General features: G+C 68.7%; 18 protein-coding genes. 9 read left to right on the forward strand and 9 right to left on the reverse strand.

The window, feature by feature from the left end; all coding sequences use genetic code 11:
- The first annotated feature begins 105 nt into the window (after positions 1-105).
- Positions 106-2,541: a transglycosylase domain-containing protein gene (locus U3653_RS01710; protein ID WP_435406537.1), complete on the forward strand. Its 2,436-nt coding sequence runs from the start codon at positions 106-108 to the stop codon at positions 2,539-2,541.
- 176 nt (positions 2,542-2,717) lie between these two features.
- On the opposite strand, the gene U3653_RS01715 is transcribed toward U3653_RS01710, so the two are convergent.
- Positions 2,718-2,987: a hypothetical protein gene (locus U3653_RS01715; RefSeq protein WP_323124331.1), complete on the reverse strand. Its 270-nt coding sequence runs from the start codon at positions 2,985-2,987 to the stop codon at positions 2,718-2,720.
- Between the two features lie 241 nt (positions 2,988-3,228).
- Here U3653_RS01715 and U3653_RS01720 point away from each other — a divergent pair, with 241 nt between their 5' ends.
- Positions 3,229-4,899 (forward strand): glycosyltransferase family 87 protein, encoded by a 1,671-nt coding sequence (locus U3653_RS01720; RefSeq protein ID WP_195079853.1) that lies wholly within the window; start codon positions 3,229-3,231, stop codon positions 4,897-4,899.
- A 23-nt stretch (positions 4,900-4,922) separates the two neighbouring features.
- On the opposite strand, the gene U3653_RS01725 is transcribed toward U3653_RS01720, so the two are convergent.
- Both U3653_RS01725 and U3653_RS01730 read right to left on the reverse strand, forming a co-directional pair.
- Positions 4,923-6,491, reverse strand: coding sequence for a TerD family protein (locus tag U3653_RS01725; RefSeq protein ID WP_195079475.1), 1,569 nt, complete (start codon positions 6,489-6,491; stop codon positions 4,923-4,925).
- Positions 6,492-6,518: 27 nt separating this feature from the next.
- Positions 6,519-7,877 carry a TerD family protein gene (locus tag U3653_RS01730; RefSeq protein WP_195079476.1) on the reverse strand — a complete coding sequence of 453 codons (1,359 nt, stop codon included), beginning with the start codon at positions 7,875-7,877 and terminating at the stop codon, positions 6,519-6,521.
- Between the two features lie 181 nt (positions 7,878-8,058).
- Between U3653_RS01730 and U3653_RS01735 the strand changes: the two genes are divergently transcribed.
- From U3653_RS01735 to U3653_RS01750, 4 genes are all read left to right on the forward strand, one after another.
- The gene (locus U3653_RS01735) at positions 8,059-8,682 is read left to right on the forward strand and encodes an AIM24 family protein (protein ID WP_195079854.1); all 624 of its coding nucleotides are present in this window, start codon (positions 8,059-8,061) and stop codon (positions 8,680-8,682) included.
- A 6-nt stretch (positions 8,683-8,688) separates the two neighbouring features.
- Positions 8,689-9,384 carry an AIM24 family protein gene (locus U3653_RS01740; protein ID WP_195079477.1) on the forward strand — a complete coding sequence of 232 codons (696 nt, stop codon included), beginning with the start codon at positions 8,689-8,691 and terminating at the stop codon, positions 9,382-9,384.
- A gap of 2 nt (positions 9,385-9,386) precedes the next feature.
- Positions 9,387-10,151: an AIM24 family protein gene (locus tag U3653_RS01745; protein WP_195079478.1), complete on the forward strand. Its 765-nt coding sequence runs from the start codon at positions 9,387-9,389 to the stop codon at positions 10,149-10,151.
- A gap of 396 nt (positions 10,152-10,547) precedes the next feature.
- Positions 10,548-11,393, forward strand: coding sequence for a hypothetical protein (locus U3653_RS01750; protein ID WP_195079479.1), 846 nt, complete (start codon positions 10,548-10,550; stop codon positions 11,391-11,393).
- Positions 11,394-11,397: 4 nt separating this feature from the next.
- Here the strand turns inward: U3653_RS01750 and U3653_RS01755 are convergent, their stop codons facing one another.
- Positions 11,398-12,195 (reverse strand): MBL fold metallo-hydrolase, encoded by a 798-nt coding sequence (locus U3653_RS01755; RefSeq protein WP_195079480.1) that lies wholly within the window; start codon positions 12,193-12,195, stop codon positions 11,398-11,400.
- Positions 12,196-12,242: 47 nt separating this feature from the next.
- On the opposite strand from U3653_RS01755, the gene U3653_RS01760 reads away from it, so the two are divergent.
- Positions 12,243-12,644: a MerR family transcriptional regulator gene (locus tag U3653_RS01760; RefSeq protein ID WP_195079481.1), complete on the forward strand. Its 402-nt coding sequence runs from the start codon at positions 12,243-12,245 to the stop codon at positions 12,642-12,644.
- An 86-nt stretch (positions 12,645-12,730) separates the two neighbouring features.
- On the opposite strand, the gene U3653_RS01765 is transcribed toward U3653_RS01760, so the two are convergent.
- The 5 genes from U3653_RS01765 to U3653_RS01785 are packed head-to-tail and all read right to left on the reverse strand — an operon-like array spanning position 12,731 to position 18,521.
- Positions 12,731-13,519: an HAD family hydrolase gene (locus U3653_RS01765; RefSeq protein ID WP_195079855.1), complete on the reverse strand. Its 789-nt coding sequence runs from the start codon at positions 13,517-13,519 to the stop codon at positions 12,731-12,733.
- Positions 13,520-13,578: 59 nt separating this feature from the next.
- A complete protein-coding gene (locus tag U3653_RS01770) occupies positions 13,579-14,718 on the reverse strand; it encodes a cysteine protease StiP family protein (RefSeq protein WP_195079482.1) in 1,140 nt (379 codons plus the stop codon).
- On the reverse strand, positions 14,715-16,172 hold the full coding sequence (locus U3653_RS01775; protein WP_195079483.1) for a phosphoribosyltransferase domain-containing protein: 1,458 nt from the start codon (positions 16,170-16,172) through the stop codon (positions 14,715-14,717). Before U3653_RS01775 ends, U3653_RS01770 begins: the two co-directional genes overlap by 4 nt.
- Positions 16,169-17,383 carry an HpcH/HpaI aldolase/citrate lyase family protein gene (locus tag U3653_RS01780; RefSeq protein ID WP_195079484.1) on the reverse strand — a complete coding sequence of 405 codons (1,215 nt, stop codon included), beginning with the start codon at positions 17,381-17,383 and terminating at the stop codon, positions 16,169-16,171. The genes U3653_RS01775 and U3653_RS01780 overlap by 4 nt, the downstream gene beginning before the upstream one ends.
- A gap of 13 nt (positions 17,384-17,396) precedes the next feature.
- Complete coding sequence (locus U3653_RS01785) at positions 17,397-18,521, reverse strand: hypothetical protein (protein ID WP_195079856.1); 1,125 nt, start codon at positions 18,519-18,521, stop codon at positions 17,397-17,399.
- Between the two features lie 237 nt (positions 18,522-18,758).
- On the opposite strand from U3653_RS01785, the gene U3653_RS01790 reads away from it, so the two are divergent.
- Both U3653_RS01790 and U3653_RS01795 read left to right on the forward strand, forming a co-directional pair.
- Positions 18,759-19,334 carry a TerD family protein gene (locus U3653_RS01790; RefSeq protein WP_067808425.1) on the forward strand — a complete coding sequence of 192 codons (576 nt, stop codon included), beginning with the start codon at positions 18,759-18,761 and terminating at the stop codon, positions 19,332-19,334.
- Between the two features lie 160 nt (positions 19,335-19,494).
- Positions 19,495-20,595: a DUF475 domain-containing protein gene (locus U3653_RS01795; protein WP_195079485.1), complete on the forward strand. Its 1,101-nt coding sequence runs from the start codon at positions 19,495-19,497 to the stop codon at positions 20,593-20,595.
- The last annotated feature ends 25 nt before the right edge of the window (positions 20,596-20,620 follow it).

Consider the following 20,620-nt stretch of genomic DNA (forward strand, 5'->3'; position numbering starts at 1 on the left):
CCGCCCCAGCCGGGCCGCCCCCCGCAGCCGAACCGCGCGCCGGGCGGCGCTTCCGCCCCGCAGGCGACCCAGCGGATCCAGCGGCCCGGCTCGCTGAGCGATGCGGTGAACGAGCGCAACCGGCGCGGCCCCGCCACGGGCCCGCGTCCGGTCACCGGCGCGCGCCCGGCGGTGGACCGCGAAGGGCGTCGCACGCCCGGCAGCGGACCGAGCACCGGCGAACGCAGGCAGGCCGCGGGAGGCCCACCGTCGGGCCCGCCGCCGCGCCGTGGCGGCAGCGGCGGCTCCGACGGGCCAGGAAGGCGGCAGCCCGCGCAGCAGAAGAAGTTCCCCTGGCGGATCGTGCGCCGCACCCTCTACGTCTTGATCGCGCTGGCCATTCTGCTGCCCAGCGGCATCTTCCTGGCCGCGTACACCACGGTGTCGGTGCCGCAGCCGGGCGACCTGAAGACCAACCAGGTGGCGACCATCCTCGCCTCCGACGGCACCACGGTGCTCAGCAAAGTGGTTCCTCCGGAAGGCAACCGGACCGACGTCACCATCGACCAGATCCCGCCGCACGTGCGCAACGCGGTGATGGCCGCCGAGGACCGCGACTTCTACACCAACCCCGGCTTCTCGATCTCCGGCTTCGCGCGCGCGGCCAGGGACAACATCCTCGGCAAGGAGAGCGCGGGCGGTGGCTCGACGATCACCCAGCAGTACGTGAAGAACGCGCTGGTCGGTGACGAGCACTCGCTGACCCGCAAGATGCACGAGCTGGTCATCTCGGCCAAGATGGCGCGGCAGTGGAGCAAGGACGAGATCCTCGCCGCGTACCTGAACACCATCTACTTCGGTCGCGGCGCGTACGGCATCGACGCGGCGGCCAAGGCGTACTTCGGCAAGCCGGTGCAGGAGCTCACCGTCGCCGAGGGCGCGGTGCTCGCCGCCACCATCCAGCTGCCGTCCAGCCTGGACCCGGAGAAGAACCCCGAGGGCGCGCGAACCCGCTGGAACTACGTGCTCGACGGCATGGTCTCCGGCGGCAACCTGAGCGCGGCCGAGCGTCAGGGCCTGCAGTACCCGCAGGTCGTCCCCCTCGCCTCGACCAGGGACAAGGAGCAGGACTCCGGCCCCGAGGGCTTGATCAAGACCCAGGTGCTCAAGGAACTCGGCGCGGCGGGCATCAGCGAACAGCAGCTGAACACCGCAGGCCTGCAGATCACCACGACGATCGACCCGAAGGCCCAGCAGGCGGCGGTCGACGCGGTGAACAAGAACATGGACGGTGAGCCGGAGAATCTGCGCACCGCCGTGGTCTCGGTCGACCCGCGCACCGGTGCGGTTCGCGCCTACTACGGCGGCAGCGACGGCCAGGGCTACGACTTCGCGAACGCGGGTCTGATGACGGGTTCCTCGTTCAAGGTCGTCGGCCTGGCCGCGAACCTGGAGCTGGGCATCCCGCTGTCGCAGATGTACGACAGCTCGCCGCTGACCGTGAACGGCATCAAGATCTCCAACGTCGAAGGCGAACAGTGCGGCATGTGCACCATCGCCGAGGCGCTGAAGCGGTCGCTGAACACCAGCTTCTACCGGATGGAGCTGGACATGCAGAACGGCCCGCGCAAGATCGCCGATATGGCGTACAAACTGGGCATGCCGGAGACCATCCCTGGGGTCGGCAAGACGCTCACCGAAGCGGACGGCTCCGGGCCCAACAACGGCATCGTGCTCGGCCAGTACCAAGCGCGCCCGCTGGACATGGCCTCCATCTACGCGACGCTGGCCGCCTCCGGCGTCTACCACGCGCCGCACTTCGTGTCGAAGGTCGTGACCGCCGACGGCCAGGTCCTCCTCGACCGTGGCGAAGTAGCCGGTGAGCAGCGCGTCTCCGCCGCGGTGGCCGACAATGTCACCGCCGCGATGAAGCCCATCGCCGCCTATTCGCGCAACCACGGCTTGGCCGGCGGCCGGGAGTCGGCGTCCAAGACCGGAACCGCCCAGCTCGGGGATACCGGCGAGAACCGGGACGCCTGGATGGTCGGTTACACCCCGTCGCTGTCGACCGCGGTGTGGGTCGGAACCGAGCAAGGTGACCGTCTGCGCAACGCCAGTGGCGGCATGATCTATGGGTCCGGCCTGCCCTCCGACATCTGGAAGGCCACGATGGACGGGGCCCTGAAGGGCACTCCGAACGAGAACTTCCCGAAGCCGGCCCCGATCAAGGGACAGGCCGGCGTCCCGGAATGGTCGGCACCGTACACCCCGCCGTCCACCGTCGAGTCGCCGTTGCTGCCCCCGGTGGTGGTCGCGCCGACCCAGGTCGAGATCCTGCCCGGCATCACGATCCCCGTTCCCGGCGTTCAACCCGCTCCGCAGCAGCAACGGCCGCAGCAGCAGCGTCAGTCGGAATCGGGCCCGCTGCCCGGCCAGCCGGTCGCACCGACGGATGGCTCATCGCCATCGGCTACCGGTGCACCACGCCCTGGCAACCAACGCAGTGACAATTCCGGTCAAGACGAGAACTCGAACGGAACACCGTCGACACGCAGCAGATAGTCGATGAAGAGTCGGGGGGGGGCCCCCCGAGGCCGGCCCCCCCCGCCCCGGAGCCCCAGGGAACCCCCACCCCGCCCCCATTTTGCGGTGGCGGGGGGGGGCCCCCCCCCCGGGGCCCCCCCCGACTCGGCTCAGAAGCCAGGTGATCCGCTCACCGTCGATTCGAGCGAATGGGATCACCTATTGGGTGTCTTGTACCAAAAGCCGTTCGGGTCCTGATAGCAGTCCTCGAAAACCCCTTTGTCGCTCAAGCAGTCGGTGAACTTCCAGTAGCCCCGCAGGACCACCCAAGAACCGTCCGAAATCTGTACGCACTTGTCGGCGATCCCTTTCCCACCGAGGCACGCCGCGTAGGACGGATGCCCCGCGCTCGCGTTACCCGCGAATCCGACCAATGCAGCACCGGCAACAACCGCCGAGACAAACAATTTCTTGAACATTTCCACCCCTATCTCCGCGATCGACGCGTCCTCCAAGCACGCCGACGGATCTTCACTCTAACAACCGATCAACGGTCGCCCCAGCGAATATGCGTTCACAGCTGCCCTCTTGGCGCGGGCGATGCCGAACGAGCACGGATCGAGTCGGCCCCGGGCCTGAGCCGAACGCAGGGTAGCCTCGGGTTCCGTGACCGATCAGCAGCTGGTGGAGCCACGGAGGAATGGGAGGGCACCGCTGTCGGACCAGATGGCGCCCGGCGGGGCGTACTACGCCGCCCCTGCTCCGCTCGCTTCTGATCTCCGATCGGCCGACGCGCGGGACCGGCCGAGTCGCAATGATTCGCTCGCCGCGCAACTGTCCACGGTGATCGGCGGGCCGGTCGGTGATCACGCGCTGATCGGGCGGGCGCGGTTCTGGACGCCCATGCGGGTGCTGATGGCGTTCGCCGTGGTGTTCCTGGCGCTCGGCTGGTTCGGCAAGGCGGGCTGCATCCAGCAGACCACCGGCGCGGACGGTCCGACGCTCGACTGGAACAACGGCCGCCAGTACGTGGCCATGTGCTACTCGGACACCGTGCCGCTCTACGGAGCCGAGCGGCTGAACGAAGGCGCCTTCCCGTACAAGAAGCAGTGGACCGAGCAGACTCCCGACGGTGGGCGGGAGACGCGGTACATGGAATATCCCGTGCTCTCGGGGCTCTATCAGTATCTCGCGATGCGGATCGCCAAGAGCTGGGACGCCGCACCGCTGCCCGGCGCGCTTCAGGTGGTGATCTACTTCAACGTCGTCGCGATCGGCCTCGCGATCGCCTGGCTGATCACCGTCTGGGCCTCGGCGTTGCTGTCCGGCCGCCGGGTCTGGGACGCGGCGTTGATCGCCTGTTCGCCGCTGGTGATCGTGCATGCCTTCACCAATTTCGACGCGCTCGCCACGGCCTTCGCCGCGACCGGTCTGCTCGCCTGGGCCCGGCGCAAGCCCGTGCTGGCGGGAGTTCTGCTCGGTCTGGGTGGCGCGGCCAAACTGTATCCCCTGCTGCTGCTCGGGCCCATCCTCGTGCTGTGTCTGCGTACCGAGACGATGCAACGCACCCTGCGCACGCATCTCGGCCTGCGGATACGCGACATCGACGGCTGGCCGACCTTCCTGGCGTGGATCCGGGAGACCCCGTACCGCATCCAGTTCCTCAGCGCCAGGCCGATCGGCGCCGCGTCCGTCACGATGTGCGCCGCGCTGGCCACCTGGCTCGCGGTGAACCTGCCGATCGCCGCGCTGTTCCCGAACGGCTGGCAGGAGTTCTTCCGGCTCAATACCACCCGGCACGCCGACCCGGACTCGATCTACAACGTGATCTCATCGTTCACCGGTTGGCCCGGCTTCGACGGCGCACTGGCCTACGGCGAGCAGCCGGCGATCCTGAACGTCGTCTCGCTGCTGGCGTTCGTCGCGGCCTGCGCGGTGATCGCCTACATCGGCCTCACCGCGCCACGACGGCCGCGGCTGGCGCAACTGTGCTTCCTCGTGGTGGCGGCGTTCCTGCTGACGAACAAGGTGTGGAGTCCGCAGTATTCGCTGTGGTTGGTGCCGCTCGCCGTCCTGGCGCTGCCGCACCGGCGCATCCTGCTGACGTGGATGACCATCGACGCGCTGGTCTGGGTGCCGCGGATGTTCTACTACCTCGGCTTGGACCGCAAGGGCCTGCCCGAACAGTGGTTCACCGGCACGGTCGCGCTGCGTGACTTGGCGGTGGTGGGGCTGTGCGCCCTGATCGTGCGCCAGATCTACCGCCCGGAGGAGGACCTGGTGCGTCGCGACTTCGTGGACGACCCGGTCGGCGGCGTCGTCGACCGCACGCCGGATCCGCTGCTGCCCTGGCTGCCGGGACCGTTGCGGCCGCGACCGGCGCTCGCCCGGAGCTGACCGGCCGCCGCCGGTTCAGGCGTTCACATCGTGCGCAGGAAGCGCGCCTGCCGCTCCGGCTCCTGCGGCAACAGGTCGAGGTCGAGTTGCCACGCGCTGCCGGTCCACGGATCGAACAGCGGTGTGTCGCCGATGGTCGGCAGGTGGCGGCACGACTGCGACAGCATCGCCACGGTGGTGTCGGCCGAATCGGATTCGTTCGCGCCGACGATCACGATGGACAATCCGATCAGCTCGCCGCGCGTGATCAGCGCGCCGATGCGCTGCGCGTCCGAACTCTGGTAGCCGTGCGGGAAGTCGGCGGCCAACAGCACCCGATGTTCGGCGGGCGGCGTGAAAGCGCCACTGGTGTAAGCCAATTCGGCCAGCTCGGCCGCGTCGACGAGCGTTTGCAGCCGCGCCGAGATGTCGGCGTGATCGGTGATCGGCGGACCGTTCAGCACGGGAGCGAGCAGGCCGGTGAAGCCGCCGAACGCGTCGGTCAGGTCGATGATGTCCACCAGCGTGCGCCGCTGCGGCGCCGTGGCGAGCAGTCGCGCCAGCAGCGCGCCCACCACGGGCGCGACCGCACGCGTCGACTCGGCATCGATCCACAGCGGCCGGTTCAGCGGCACCGGAACGCAGTACGGGATGCGCAGCGGCCCACGGTCGAGCGCGTACAGCTCACCGAGCCGGATGCCGTCGCTCGGCGCGGGCTTGTCCCAAGCGGGCGAGTCCCAGGACGCCAGGGCGGGCGGCAGCACTCGGTCGGCCTCGGCGAGTTCACTCATCAGCTGTTCGGCATCGCGCTGGTGGTTGCGCTCGGCGGTGGCGACGAGTTCGTCGTGCCGTTGCTGCGCGGCGGTGCGCGCCTGTTCGGCCGCAGGAGTGTTCCTGGTAGCCGGATCGGAGACGGCCAGCGACAGTTCGTGATCCAACCGCTTGGCCGCGTACTCCCGCGCCGAGACCAGCGCGGCGGACGACCGCGCGGCGTCTTCGAACACCATCCACAGCCGTTCCAGGCCGTGACCGACTTCGAGCGGCGCACCGGCGGCCGCGATCTGCGCGTCACCCGCCAGTGGACCGGCCATGGTGTGCGTGCCGGGCCCATCGGCCTGCTCCGGAGCCGCACCGTCGACCTCGACGCCGTGTGCGGTGAGCAGCACCTCGAGCCCGCCCGCGTAACCCTGGCCCACCGCCCGCAACTTCCACGCCGGACCGCGCCGATACACCTCCAGGCAGATCAGCGCGGTCTCACCGGATGAGGGGGTGATCGCGAATTCGGCTGTCGTGCCGTCGTTCTCGGACAACGTCGCGGTGACCGGCCCGAGTCCGCCCGCTCGCGCGGGTGCGGCCGGGTCGGCGCTGACCACCAGCAGCACGGCCTTCGCGTCCGCCCGCACCTCGGTGAGCGTGATGGTGACCCCGTCGGCCGCCAAAGCGACCCCCGCCGTGGCGGGCTGGTTGTAGAAGACGAAGTCGTCGCTGGAGAACACTTTCAGGTTCTCGGCGACCACCAGCGCGGAAACGTCGAGGGCAGCCTCGGCTTTCGCACTGAAACGAACGACCTCACCGGTCAATGGGATGTTCTGACCGGCCTGCAGTTGAATCACCGTATCCGCCCCGCTGTCCGCCGCCGGTCAACCGTTGACGAGGAACCGGCCGAGCTGCGGCACCGCCTCACCCGGATGCTTGGCCTGGAAGCCCTCACCGAGCGCCTGCAACTTCCAGTCGCTGCCGACCCGGTACAGCTTGGACATGGCCATCGCGGTGAACGGCATGCCGCCCGCGAGGGTGTATCTGGCGAGTTCGCCGTTGTTCGTCCCGTCGACCAAGCGGCAGAACGCGTTCTGCACCTGTTCGAAGGTGTGGCCCTTGTAGGAGGTGACGATGAACAGCAGGGTGGTGACGTGCGCGGGGACGCGGGTCAGGTCGACCAGGATCACCTCGTCGTCGCCCTCGCCCTCGCCGGTGAGGTTGTCGCCCTGGTGGCGGATCGAACCGTCCTTGGAGGTGAGCTGGCCGTAGTAGGCGACGTCCACCGGGTTCATATCGGCGAACAGGATGACCGAGGCGTCCAGGTCGATGTCGACCGTGCGGTTGCCGAACATGCCGCGGCTGCGCACCGGATCCCAGCCGAGACCCATCTTCACGAAGGTCAGCGCGGCGCCTTCCTTGCGCAACGTCACCCGCTGGCCCTTGACCAGGCTGACCGGGCGGTCCTTGCTCAGGCTGACCTCGGCGGGCTGCTGCTGCGGAGGCTGGCCGGGCGGCGGATAGCCGGGGCCGGGAGCGGGCGGCGGCGGGTAACCCGGGCCGGGGGGCGGGTAACCGGGACCGGGCGGCGGATAACCGCCAGTCGGCGCGTACTGCGGCGCCTGCTGCTGGGTCGGATAGGCCGGTGTGGTCGGCGGCGGATAGTTCGGCGGCTGCTGAACCGGCTGCTGCGGAGGCGGCGGCGGGGCCTGCGGAGCTTGCGCGGGCTGGGCGGGAGCGTCATCGACCGTCACACCGTGATCGGTGACCAGCGCGGCGAAACCACCCGCGTAGCCCTGCCCGACCGCCCGTACCTTCCACGCACCCTGGCGTCGGTACAGCTCGAGCGCGATCACGATCGACTCGGTGTTCAACCCTTCGATCCGGTACTCGTACAACTGATTACCGGCCGCGTCCGACACGATCGCGGTCGGGGCGGGGAACATGCCGAAATTGCTGTTCGCGTCGTCGAGGGTGATCACGGCACGGATCTGGTCGATGTCGGCGGGCACCGCGTTCAGCGACACCGCCAGCGACGCGGGCTGGCCCGCGGGCGCGGGCTGCAAATTGACACCGGGGCCGCTGGGCTGGTTGAAGAAGACGAAATCGGCATCGGAACGGACCTTGCCCCGCTCGGTGACCAGTAGTGCCGACAAATCCGCCGGCGCCGTGAGCTGGACGGAGATCACCACGTCGTTGGTGGCCAGCGGACCGTTCTGGCCCTTGGCGAGAGTTGCGGACAAGTTCGACCCTTCGCTTGTCGGTGCGTTCGCCTCACACTCTACGAGAAACGCGCTGCGGGCCGCTCGAATCGAACGGCCGCGCTGCCCCGGCGCCCCAGCGAGCATCGGTTAGGGTGACGGCACGCAGATGGAATACGGCGGTCACACCGTGTTCCCGATCGAGACAGCAGGCAAACATTCCATGGCGCAACTGTTCGAGCAATCGAAGAAGGTGATCGAGGCCCATCTGGCCGGCACCAGTCTCCGCGCGATTTCCGGTTCGATGATCGCCTACGAGGGGAACGTGCAGTTCAAGGCGGCCGGCTTCGGCGGAGGCGACGGCGTGCTCGCCGGGCTGAAGCGCCGGGCCACCGGCGAGAAGCTCTCGCTGATGGAGTGCGCCGGGCACGGACGGGTGTTCTTCGCGGTCAACGGCCAGCACGTCACCGTCGTGAACCTGAACAACGAGACCTTGCAAGTGGAATCGCAACAACTGCTCGCGTTCGCCGGGAACCTCCGCACCGATGTGCGATTCGCCGGGTTGCGCGGTGCGTCCACCGGGCAGGGCCTGTTCACCACGACGGTCTCCGGCCAAGGCCAGGTCGCGCTGCTCTCGGCGGGTGGTCCGCTCATCCACCTGGAGGTCTCGCCGCAGTACCCGTTGATCGTGGACCCGGACGCGTTCGTCGCCGCGCGCGGAAACCTCAACCAGTCCTTCGTCACCGATGTGTCCTGGCGCAGTTTCGTCGGCCAGGACGCGGGCGAGGCGTTCTCGCTGCGCTGGGACGGCCACGGCGTGGTGTCGATCCAACCGGCGGAACGGTAGAGGCGGATGTTCGAGAAGGTCAACGGCAAAGTCGTCAAGGTCGACGTCGGGATGGCGGGCGGTGTGGTCGCCCGCAGCGGCGCGATGCTGTTCTATACCGGCGCTGTCTCCTTTGCTCCGCATCAGATTCCGGGGGCGCAGGGGATGGGGGGCATGGGCGGGCTGATGGGTCTGGCCGGCCGCGCGATGGCGGGCGAGCACGAACGCACCATGCTCGCTCAGGGCAACGGAGTGGTCCATTACGGATTCGCCGGTCTGGAAGTGCACGTGGTGCACATGCAGCCGGGCGCGACCCTGCGCGTCGAGGCTTCGCGGCTACTCGCCAACACCGCCGGGCTGCAGAGTTCGGTGGTCTCGGTGATGAGTTCGGGCGGCGGAGGCGGCGGTGGCCTGATGGGCGCGCTGCGCGGCGCCGCGTCGGGCGCGCTGACCGGCCAAGGCCTGTTCACCACCCAGTTGTCCGGGCAGGGCGCCGCGGTGCTGCTCGCGCACGGCGGCTTCCTGGAACTGCAAGTGGGCGGACCGAATCCGATCGTGGTCGATCCGCAAGCCTTCGTCGCCGCGTACGGCAATGTGCAGACCGAACTCAAGGCGGCGCTGAGCTGGCGGGACGCCGTCGGGCGCGGCTCCGGAGAGGCGATGCAATTGCATTGCGCCGGTCAGGGCGTCGTCTACGTGCAGGCCTCCGAAGAGAAGTTGTGAGCATGTCCCAGATCTTCAGCCCCATGAATCTCGGTGAGAGCGACAACATCCCGGGAAACAACTACGCCTATTGCATCGACATGAACAAGCCGTGGTTCATGCGCAAGGGCGCGATGATCGCCTACTACGGCGACATCCGGTTCCAGGCGCTCACCCACGGGTTGCAGGGCGGACTGCTGCACATGGTGTCGCAGCAGTTCTCGGCGCCGCTGTTCACCGGCGACTACGTCGTCGCGGAGGGGCACGGCAAGCTGATCATCGGCGACCGCGGTTACGACATCAATTCCTACGATCTCGAGGACAACGGCAACCTGACCATCCGGGCGGCGAACCTGCTGGCCTTCGAGCCCGGCCTGTCGCTCAACCAGTCCATCGTGCCCGGATTCCTCACCTTGATCGGTACCGGCAAGTTCCTCGCCTCCTCCAACGGGCCGGTGATGTTCGCGGAGCCACCGCTGCGCGTCGACCCGGAGTCGCTGGTCGGTTGGGCGGACTGCCCCTCCCCCAGCCACCACTACGACGAGGGGTGGATCTCGAACTTCCTGGCCGCCGGCGCGGCGCGCTTCGGCGTGAACTCCGGTGAGGAGCGCCAGTTCGAGTTCACCGGCGCGGGAACCGTGCTGATCCAGTCCAGCGAGAAGGTGCTCAGCGACTCCGTGCTGGTGCGCACCATCGAGGGCCAGATCCAGAGCGGGATCACCGTCGGCGGCCTGCAACGATTGCAGGGAATCATCGCGCAGCAGTTGGCCGGGCATCAGCAGTACTGAAACGCGGAGGTAGCGCGATCGGGTACCCGGATCGCGCCGCCCACTGCGGCCGCGGGCGTACCGCGTATTCACTCGCAAGGCGGATTCGCGGCCCGCTGTCGATATCCTTCATTTCCGGCCTCGATCACGTACCGGCGTAACCGTGTGCGAACAGCTGTCCGACATCGGCCGTGACTTCGATGTTCACGCCGGAATCGCGTCGGCCCAGCGAAACGGCCTACCTCGGCACGCTCGGGACTGTCTGTGCGTGGCAGCGACTGAGCCGGGGGCACGAACCGCGTCGGAGCAACTTCGCCGCCTGCGCGTTTACTCACGGAGAGAGAAGGATTCGCGACGGGTCGGTGAACTCGTATCGATCTCCGCCGTGGGTGGTGACGGTCGGCGGAAAATCGAGGGATGGCTGACTTGGCGCTCTCGCCGCAGCGTCGCACGGCGCTGACGGACCTGGTGCGAGACGAATCCTCTTTCGCGACAGCGTATCCACGAGTTGCCGACTACTGGTCCACCGCGGGCCGGTTGCCCGGCACCGGTGACGAGATCGCCGACGCCACATTCGACTTACACCTTCTGCACTACATGACCGGCGGCGCGAGCACGAACCCGTACTGGGACATCGTCGCCGCCGCGGTGTCGCCCGGCCCGGCGGAACGGGCGAACCGCGCCGAGGTGAACGGTGGGAACCCCAAAGGCAGTGCACGACTGGCCTATGCGCAGATCGTGTTGCAAGCCGCGTACGCCTACGCGATTCCCTCCCCCGCAACGCTGCGCTGGGTCGGCGACGTCGCCCAGGGCAGGCCGATCTTCGAGGTCGGAGCCGGACGCGGTTACTGGGCGCATCAGCTCACGCGAATCGGTGTGCCGACAGATGCTTTCGACTCGCATCCGCCCGACCGTGCGACGAACTCGGCGTTCCCGGCCGCGGCAGGACAAACCGCGACCTGGCATCCCACCGCGACGCCGCCGTCCACACCGGACGATCTGGTCGCCGCGCACGCCGACCACGCGCTGTTCCTCTGCTGGCCGCCCGGCTGGGAGAACCCGATGGCCTCCACCACTCTCGCCGCCTACCAGGAGGCGGGCGGGTCGTCGCTGATCTACATCGGCGAGGCCCGCGGCGGGCGCACGGCCGACAGCGCGTTCTTCGACCTGCTCGAGAAGGAATGGACCCTGCTCGACCAGGACCCCGGCTATGTCTCCTGGTGGAATCTCGGTGACCGCGCGCAGTGCTGGCAGCGACGGTGACGGGTCAGCTCGCCCGCAGGAATTCCCACGGGTCGTGCGCGCTGATCAGGGTGACCTCGTCCCCGTGATCGCGGTGTAGTTCGCGCAGCCGCGCCTGGGTGCCCAGCCGCAGGTCGTGGTGGACCTCGGAGCTGGTCTGCACCATATCGAGCACCGGGTGCGGCTGCGGGGCGGCGTCGAGTTCGCGATGGTAGTAGTACGCGTCACCGCAGTGCAGCAGCCAGCGGTCGCCGTCTCGGACGGCGACTCCCGTGTGGCCTGCGGTGTGCCCGCCCAGCGGGATCAGCTGGAAGTCGCCGGGCAGGTCCTTCGGTTGAATCGCGTTGAAGCCGAACCATTGTCCGGTCGGTTCCGACGGGTAGGCCACCCAGTTCGGATCGTGCGCCCAGTGCGCGGAGCGGTAGCGGAAGCTCGGCGCTTCGGCCTGCGCCGCCGCCAGTTCGGCCGCGAGGACGTGGACCCGCGCGTGCGGGAAATCGGGCAGTCCGCCGCAGTGGTCCACGTCGAGGTGGGTGAGAATGATGTGCCGGACGTCGGCGGGGTCGTAGCCGAGCCGCTCGACCTGCCGGATCGCGGTCTCGTCCTCGGCGAGCACGGGCTGGGCCATCGCCACCCATTGCGCCCCGAGCGTGCCCGCCGGGTCGCGCACGTCGTCCAGCCCGATCCCCGTCTCGATCAGGACCAGGCCACTGGATGCCGTCTCGACCAGCAGGCAATGGTTCACGGCGTTGGCGGGCGCGGGTCCGTCGTAGGTGGCCTCGATCTGCCGAACCGATCCGCAATTGAGGTGGTGAATCGTCATGCGAGCTAGTCTGTGACTTGAAGCGCGGTTCAAGTCAAGGAGACGAGATGACCGACGTCCTGCTCGATATCGCCGAGGTCGGCGAACGAACCGGCCTCGCCCCCTCCGCCCTGCGCTTCTACGAGAAGCGCGGTCTCATCGCCGCGACCGGCCGCAACGGCCTGCGCCGCACCTACCACCCCGACATCCTGAACCGCCTAGCCCTCATCTCCTGCGCCCGAGGCGCCGGTTTCACCCTCGCCGAAATCGCCCGCTTCCTGCGCGCCTCCCCCTCCGACGCCGAACTACGCGCCCGCATGGCCGAAAAAGCGAACCAACTGGACGAGGACATCACCCGCCTCATCCGCATGCGCGACAGCCTCCGCCACGCCGCCACCTGCACCCACGACCCCCTGGTCGAATGCCCGGACTTCAAATCCACCTTCGACCCCGCCGCCGACGTGGTGTGAGTGCACGAGCCCGTCCGACCGAGAGGATCCGTCACATGATCGAGGGGCGATATCACCAGCCGAGCAGTACACCGATGCCGTCCTGGCTATTCGGAAGGCGTCGGGGCTGCCTTGATGAACCAGTTGATGATTTCCTCGCCCGCGAGGATGCCGGTGGCTCGGGTGACGGTGAGGTTGGGGTGGGTCCAGTTGAGTTGTTCGAGTTCGCCGTGGCGGGGGCGGATGGCGGAGTCGGCCGCGCGCAGCATTTCGGCGTCGAGGGCGCCGTCGCCCGCCGCGAGGGTGCGGGCGTCGTCGGCGAGTTCGCCGCTTTCCCAGAGGCGCTTGCGCACCTCGTCCACCGCGCGGCTCTTGCAGACGGCCTGCGGCATGGTGTAGATCTTGCGGCCCTGCTGGGACGCGGACCAGCCGCGCGGACGGCACCAGTCGTCCCACTCGGCCAAGAACCCCTCGGGAACCTCCTTGGGCTTCACCACCAGGTAGCAGAACAGATGATCGGCCACGCGGAACTTGGTGACCCAGGAGTCATCGATGCGGGTGTGCAGTTCCTTGCTCACCTCCGACAGCGTGGCGCCCCCCGCGCGAACCTGGGCGTCGATGCCGATGCGCCAGCTCAAATCGGGCACGCCGTCGACCAGGATGTTCCCGCCGTTGCTTGTGATCGCGTAGCGCCACGGCGCTCCGGGCAGGCGGATGCGGTCGAACTGTTTGATGGTGCGGGTGGTGGTGGGAACGACGGCGGCGGGTTCGGTCAGGGTCTGCATCCGTAGCGCCGCGGTGGTGGTCATGAACGACAGCGGCGCCCCTTCCAGATGCTCCACGCAGACCGTCGGCACGTCGGCGGTGGTGCTGATGGCGTTACGCGAGTAGATCATCGTCCGGTCCAGGTCGGTCGCGATCAGCGCGCGTCTTCGGCGGGTCGGCGTGGATAGGTTCACTGCTGCACATCCTTGATCAGTCCCATGCACGAATATGCCAGGTCGGCGACGACTTCGACCGGGACGCCCCTGGCCGAGGCCAGCATCCTGATGTGCGCGTGCTCCGGCGCGTCCGCCTCGCGTACCAGCACCCGCCACGGCACCCGCCGCAGCAGCACCCGTGTGGTCTCGCCGACCCCTGGCTTCACGAAGTTCACGCTGGGAATGCCGTATCGCTGCTGTACCTGCTCCACCGACGTCCAGCCGGTCCAGGTGGGCGTCCGGTCGCTCGCGCGGATCGCGGCCACCTCGGCGGGCACCCGGTCGCGCACCGCGTCGAACGCGCCGCTCACGGTGTCGAGCAGACGCCCGGACACGTCGTCACCGGCCAGTTCGCGGTAGAACTTGGCGCCGTGGAACTCGCCCGGCCCGATCAGGGTGTCGTTCAGGACCGTGCGCGAAACCAAGCCGGAGACCGTCGAGTTCAGGCAGGCCGACGCGATGAGGAAGTCGTCGCGGGTGCCGTAGGTGCGCACGCAGTGCCCGGGATCGGCCAGCACCGCCAATTCGTCGTCGAACCGCGGACCGCCCGCGGCATGGTAGGCGTCCAGCGCTTCGGTCAGCTCGCGGGTGATCGCGCCTTTGCCGGTCCATCCGTCCACGAAAACGACCGAGGACGGATCGTGATGCTCGGCCAGATAGTCCAGCGCCACGGCGTCGATGCCGCGATCCCGCACGATCGACACCGCGTAGTGCGGCACCTCCAGGCTCGGGCGCCGCGCCCGCAGCCAGCGGCGCATCAGAATGCCGACCGGCGTGCCCGCACGCGCCAGCGAGACCAGGACGATGTTCTCGCCGCGCTCGGCGATCACCAGCTCCGACACGGTCGCCACGGCCAGCGCGAGCCGTTCGGCGCTGGCGGCGAGCACCTCGTCGAACAGCGCCCGGTACGACGCGTCGGGCTGGTACTCGATCGGCAGCGACTCCGCGTAGTGCGCCTTCCCGGCCTGGATCCGCCGTTCCCGCTCGGCGATGTCGGCTTCCAGATCGATATCCGACAGGTCTTTCAGCAGCCAGGAGACCTCTTCGGCCGCGTAGGAGCCGAACTCCGGTCCGTGCAGTGGGGCCGGTAGCGCGCCCACCTCGGTGCTCGTCATACCCGGCTCCCGTTCGACTCCATGCGCTCGGCGTGCAGCCGCCGCGGGTCCGCTTCCGGCAGCACCGCGAGCAGGACGTCGGCCCCGGAAGCGGTCAGCACGTCGATCAGCCCGTGCTCGGCCGTCAGCTCCGCGGTATCGGCGGGCGAGTCGACCACGACGACGAGCACCGGGTCGGCGGCCGGGCCGTCGCCCTCGGCGCCACTGTCGACGCCGTCGTCCGAGATCGCGACGGCATCGCCGTGCGACGAACCGGTGAGCAGCGTGCCAAGCCCCGCGAGGTCGGCCTCGAACAAGTCGAGCGAGGTCGCGGGCCACTGCGCGTTGTACAGATAGCGCGGCGCGGCGTCGCCCGGTTCGGGCGCGACGAACCGGAATCCCCGCCGCAACGGATACCCCGGCTCGTCCAGCACGTACGCGGGCGATCGCGTGGTGGTCTGGAAACGCGTGGACGTCCCCGACTCGGCGAGCAGCGCCGCCAGCCGCAGGGGCAGGTACATCAGCTCCTCGTGCCCGAGCACGATGACGTTCCGGCCGGGGAAGTCGGCGTCGAGCCGAGCGGCCAGCGCCCGTCCCGCGTGCGCCAGCGCGGCCTCGAACGCGCCGGTTTCGGAGGCGAGGATGCCGTGCCTGCCGCCCTCCGGCACAGCGGCCGGCCAGGGGAGTTCGACTCTCCCGAACGAACCGGTGTGCCCGGCGGTCGGGTTCAGCCGAGGTTCGGGAAGCGCGCCGACCGCGTCCACCAGCCCGTCGGGCAGCGACGCGCGGCCGGTGGCGAGGCACACCGTGTCGATGCGCGCCCCGAGTTCGGCTGCCACGGCATCGAATCCAGCCCGCTGGGCATCGGTGCGCAGATCGACCAGCGACGCGAGCACATAGTGCGTGCGGGGCGCGAAGGCGTGCAGTGCCCGCACCGCGTCGATCGCGGTGTCACCGGTGGAGATCTCGTCGTCCACCAGCACCAGCGGCAGATCGTTGACGAAGATGTCGGCCGGCGCCGGTTGCAGCAGGTGGGAAGTGGCGTGCGAGTGTCCCTCCTCGAACCCGGCGAGCGTCGTCGCGTGCGGCACCGCGCGCCGGGTCGAATGCAGATAGCAGCTCGCGCCGATCCGCGCTGCCACGCAATGGCCGAGACCGGTTGCGGTCTCGGCGAATCCGAGCACGACGGCTGGGCGCTCACCGAGCACCGCGCGGACCAGATCGCCGAGGTGATCGCCCGCGCCGAGCACCACCCGCGGATCGGTCGGCAGGTGCTTGCCTAGCACGGTGGAGACCAACAGGTGCGCCCTGCGCCGATTGTTGTGGCGCACTCCCGGCCGCACCAAGGCCGTGATCGGCAGCCGCGCGGTGCGCAGCCGGTCCGGTGCGCCGCTGGTGTCGTGATGCAGTTCGATGCCGAGAACTTTTGTCGCCCAAGGTGTTCGGTTGTCGAATTCGGTAGCGGCCCGGCTCATACGGTGACCAACGCCGTCAGCAGATCCACGAACGACACTCCCTTGTTCGCCACGCCGAACACCCGCGCGCGCAGCAGTGTCTGCCGCGCCCAGCTGCGATGCGGCCGCATCTCGTTCATCTTGTTCCGGTAGCCGGAGGCCGCAACGCCGCCGACGTCGTCGCGCAGGATGTCCAGCGCGTCCGAGTACTCCTCGTGCGTCACCACCGACAGCGCGTGCACGGCCGCAACGTGGGACGGGTGGATCACCGTCTTGCCCTGGATGCCGTTGGCCCGGTCCAGTGTGATCTCCCGCAGCAAACCGTCCAGATCCCGGCTGACCAGGTACTGCCGGAACGGCACCGCGTCGGATTCCTCGAACGGCGCGGTCCGCAGCAGCGGACGGAACATCCGTTCGTGATCGGCGAAGTACTCCCACACCGGCCCCGTGATGACGAAACCGGTCCCGTCCGCGCGCCCGAGGTAGTTCACGATGTCGGCGATCACGTCGGCGACCACGCGCACGTCGTAGATGGTCAGGTCGCGGTCGCGGCGGATGCCGAAGGTCGAGCACATGTCGGTCGCGCCGACCCGCACCGCCAGCACCCGGTCCCGGTGCGCGGCCAGCAGCGCCGCGATCTGGGTCAGCTCGTAATCGCGGGTCTCCCGGTGCACCAGCCCCGCCGACTCCAGCACCGGCATTCCGTACAGCGGCCGGTCCACCCGCTGGGCCGCCACGTTCAGCGCGTTGAGGTACTTCGGCCCGGTGACGCTGTCGAACTTCGGGAACACGAACCCGGTCAGCACCTTGGCTCCCGGCCCGAGTTGCTCGATGAGCTCGGTGATCGTGTCCGCGTCGCGCACCCGCACGAACAGCAGCGGGTTGGCGTCGTGGCTGCCCGCGAGCAGATCCAGCGCGGCCACGGTCTGGCGCTTGGCGTACTCCACTTCGTGATCGGCGACCGCGTCCTCGAGGTCGATCACCATCGAACACACGCCGTGCGCGGCGCGCCTGCCGATCGTCTCCGCGAGATCGGGCCTGGTCGCCGGCGCGTACAGCGTGGCGCCGAGGCCGATGGCGAGCAGCTCGCGATCGGTGTCGTCGTCGCCGAACGCCTCGGGCTGCCGGTGGAAAAGACGCCTCGCCTCTGGGCCGTGCAACTGCCGGAAGTGGCGCAGCGGCATTCGCTTCCGCAGGGAAACCTCCTGCTGGACGGCGATGCCTGCGGTCATCGTTGCCCCATCCTCATTCTCGTCGTGGTCCTGATTGTTTTCTCATTCGATCCACTACCCCGGCTATGAATTCGGTGACGGCATCCAGTTCCGCCACATAGGCCCAGTAGTCGGGGTGGCGCCCCGACAGTGTTTCGCTGATTCGGTCGATTCGCGCCGCTTGCGCGTCGAGGACCGAACCCCATTCGGCGACCAGCCCGCGGCTCACCGCGAGCATCTGCGCGTCCCGCAGCCGGAATCGTACGGCCTTGGCGTGTTCTTGCGGGTCGGACCGGATCGCACGCAGCAGGGCCAGCCGCTTGGTGACGGCGTCGACTCGCTGCTCGGCCTCGGCGAGGAACCCGCGCGCGGATGTGGTCAGTTCAAGTGCAAACTCCGGATTGTTCTCTGCCGCCGCCGCACGCGCCCTGCCCAGGGCCGCGTCCGCGGCCTCGATGGCTCGCTGGCTTTCCCGCTCATTGTTAGCCAGATCGGCCGAACTCGCAGCATTGAACTCGCGCAGCAGCGCCGAGAACGCGGGCGCAACGCCTTCGGCCCTGGTCCGGACGGCGGCAATGCGGGTTGTCACCGACGATATCGCGGTGTTCGCCGCCGCCGCCCGAGATGGCGCCTGCGCCAAAGCATCCGCCAGCTCCTTGGTGACCGTCTGGAGACGGATCGCGGCCTCCCGCACGGTGCCACCGGGTGCGTCTGAACCCGCCGCCTCCAGTGTGACCAGCGCCTCATCGACCGCGGCGGCGTGCCTGCGCACCGAGGGATAGTCCGCGAACTCCGATTCGGCGGCCCGCCCGCGCACACCGGCCGCGTCGGCCTTCACCCGCTGGACCAACTGCGGCACCGCGCCGAGCACCGCCACCGCCTCTTCCAGCTTGCCCTGGTCGCCGCGATAGAACTCGTCGACCGCCCGCGCCGCGTCGGTCAGTTGCCGCACCGCGGCGTCGACGCGTTGCCTGCCCTGCGGCACCGGAGGGCCGCCCTGCTGCGCGGCGTCCAGCTCCGTGCTCAGCGTCAGGTACACTTCCGCGGCGCCATAGCACCTGTGGCGCACCGGTTCCCAGCGCGCGCCCGTGCGCCGCTCGGGGAAGATCTGCTCGGCCGCGTGCACCGCCGCCTCGGCCGCGCTCTGGCGGCGATCCATGTCCAGGAACGCGGTCGCGAGCGTCGTGCGGGCATGCTCGATCCACTCGTCGTTTCCCGACGAACGGAACCATCCACGCCTCCGGCCTGCCACGCCCCGATGGTAGGAGATGTTCCTGTTCGCCGGGGGTTACGCGGGTTCCTACGCAAGTTCGCGGAAACCTACTACTGTCGATGGCGTCCCCGGCGATTCGGACATGCTGGGAACCAATGACGGACTATTGAAAGGGAATCCCGCATGGGTGTCAGTTTGTCCAAGGGCGGCAATGTCTCGCTGACCAAGGCGGCGCCTAACCTCACCGCTGTTGCGGTCGGCCTGGGGTGGGATGTGCGGACCACCACCGGCACCGACTTCGACCTCGACGCCAGCGCCATCGCCACCGGCGCGGACAAGAAGGTCCTGTCCGACCAGCACTTCGTCTTCTTCAACAACCTGCGTTCCCCCGAGGGCTCGATCGAGCACGCGGGCGACAACCGGACCGGCGAGGGCGAGGGCGACGACGAGGTCATCAACGTCGACCTGGCGAACACCCCGCCCACGATCGAGAGCATCTTCTTCCCGGTCTCGATCTACGACGCCGACTCCCGGTCGCAGTCCTTCGGCCAGGTCCGCAACGCCTACATCCGCGTCGTGGACCGCAGCAACGGCGAGGAGCTCGCCCGCTACGACCTCACCGAGGACGCCTCCACCGAGACCGCCATGGTCTTCGGTGAGCTGTACCGCAACGGCGCGGAGTGGAAGTTCCGCGCGATCGGCCAGGGTTACGCCTCCGGCCTCGCGGGCATCGCCCGTGACTACGGCGTGAACGTCTAAGGAACACTTCGCCGTTCACAGGGGGCCCGGCTACGGGCCCCCTCGTCGTGCGACCCAGGCATGCCGGCGCCCTGGGAGCAACGTTGGACAACCGGCGATCCAGCGGCCACCCTGGTAGCAACCGTCGCCGCCTCGTTCTTCACTCACGAAAGGTCCCAGCGTGGTCCTGCGCATATTCGGCATGTCCCTCGTCGTCACGGTGCTGTCGCTCGTCGTCGCCGTCGTGTACGGCGGACCGACCGCCCTCGCGCTCGCCGCGATCCTCGGCATCCTCGAGGTGTCGCTCTCGTTCGACAACGCCGTGATCAACGCCACCGTCCTGGAACGGATGAGCGCGTTCTGGCAGCGCATCTTCCTCACCATCGGCGTGCTGATCGCCGTGTTCGGCATGCGGTTGGTCTTCCCGCTGGCGATCGTCTGGATCACCGCGGGGCTGGATCCGGTCCGGGCCTTCGACCTGGCCCTCAACCCGCCCCCGGACGGCGCCCTGACCTTCCCCGACGGCAGCCCCAGCTACGAGAAACTGCTCACCGACGCGCACCCGCAGATCGCGGCGTTCGGCGGCATGTTCCTGGCCCTGCTGTTCCTCAACTTCATCTTCGAGGAACGCGACATCACCTGGCTGAGCTGGCTGGAGCGGCCGCTGGCCAAGGCGGGCAAGCTGGACATGCTCTCCGTGGTGGTCGCGGGCGCGGGCCTGATCCTCACGGCGGAGTACATCGCCGACGAGGCGCACCGCTCCACCGTCCTGGTGGCGGGCCTGCTGGGCATGATCACCTACATCGCGGTGGACGGCCTCGGCTCCATGTTCCACACCGAGGAGCACACCGAAGGCGGCCCGTCCGAACTGGCCAAGGCCACCGGTAAGGCGGGCTTCTTCCTGTTCCTCTACCTGGAGGTGCTCGACGCGTCGTTCTCCTTCGACGGCGTGATCGGCGCGTTCGCCATCACCTCCGACCCGATCATCATCGCGCTCGGCCTCGGCCTGATCGGCGCCATGTTCGTCAGGTCGATCACGGTGTACCTGGTCCGCAAGGGCACGCTGTCGGAGTACGTCTATCTGGAGCACGGCGCGCACTGGGCGATCGGCGCGCTGGCGGCGATCCTGCTGGTCTCGATCGGCGTGCACATCAACGAGATCGTCACCGGACTGGTCGGCGTCGCGTTCATCGGCGCGGCGTTCATCACCAGCATCGTCCGCAACGGCCGGGCAGACGAAGAGGAACTGGACAGCGAACGGGAACCGACGCCGGTAGGCTGAGGCCTGGCAAGCAGCCGAAGACCCG

The sequence above is a fragment of the Nocardia implantans genome (genome assembly GCF_035544775.1).
GTDB lineage: Bacteria > Actinomycetota > Actinomycetes > Mycobacteriales > Mycobacteriaceae > Nocardia > Nocardia implantans.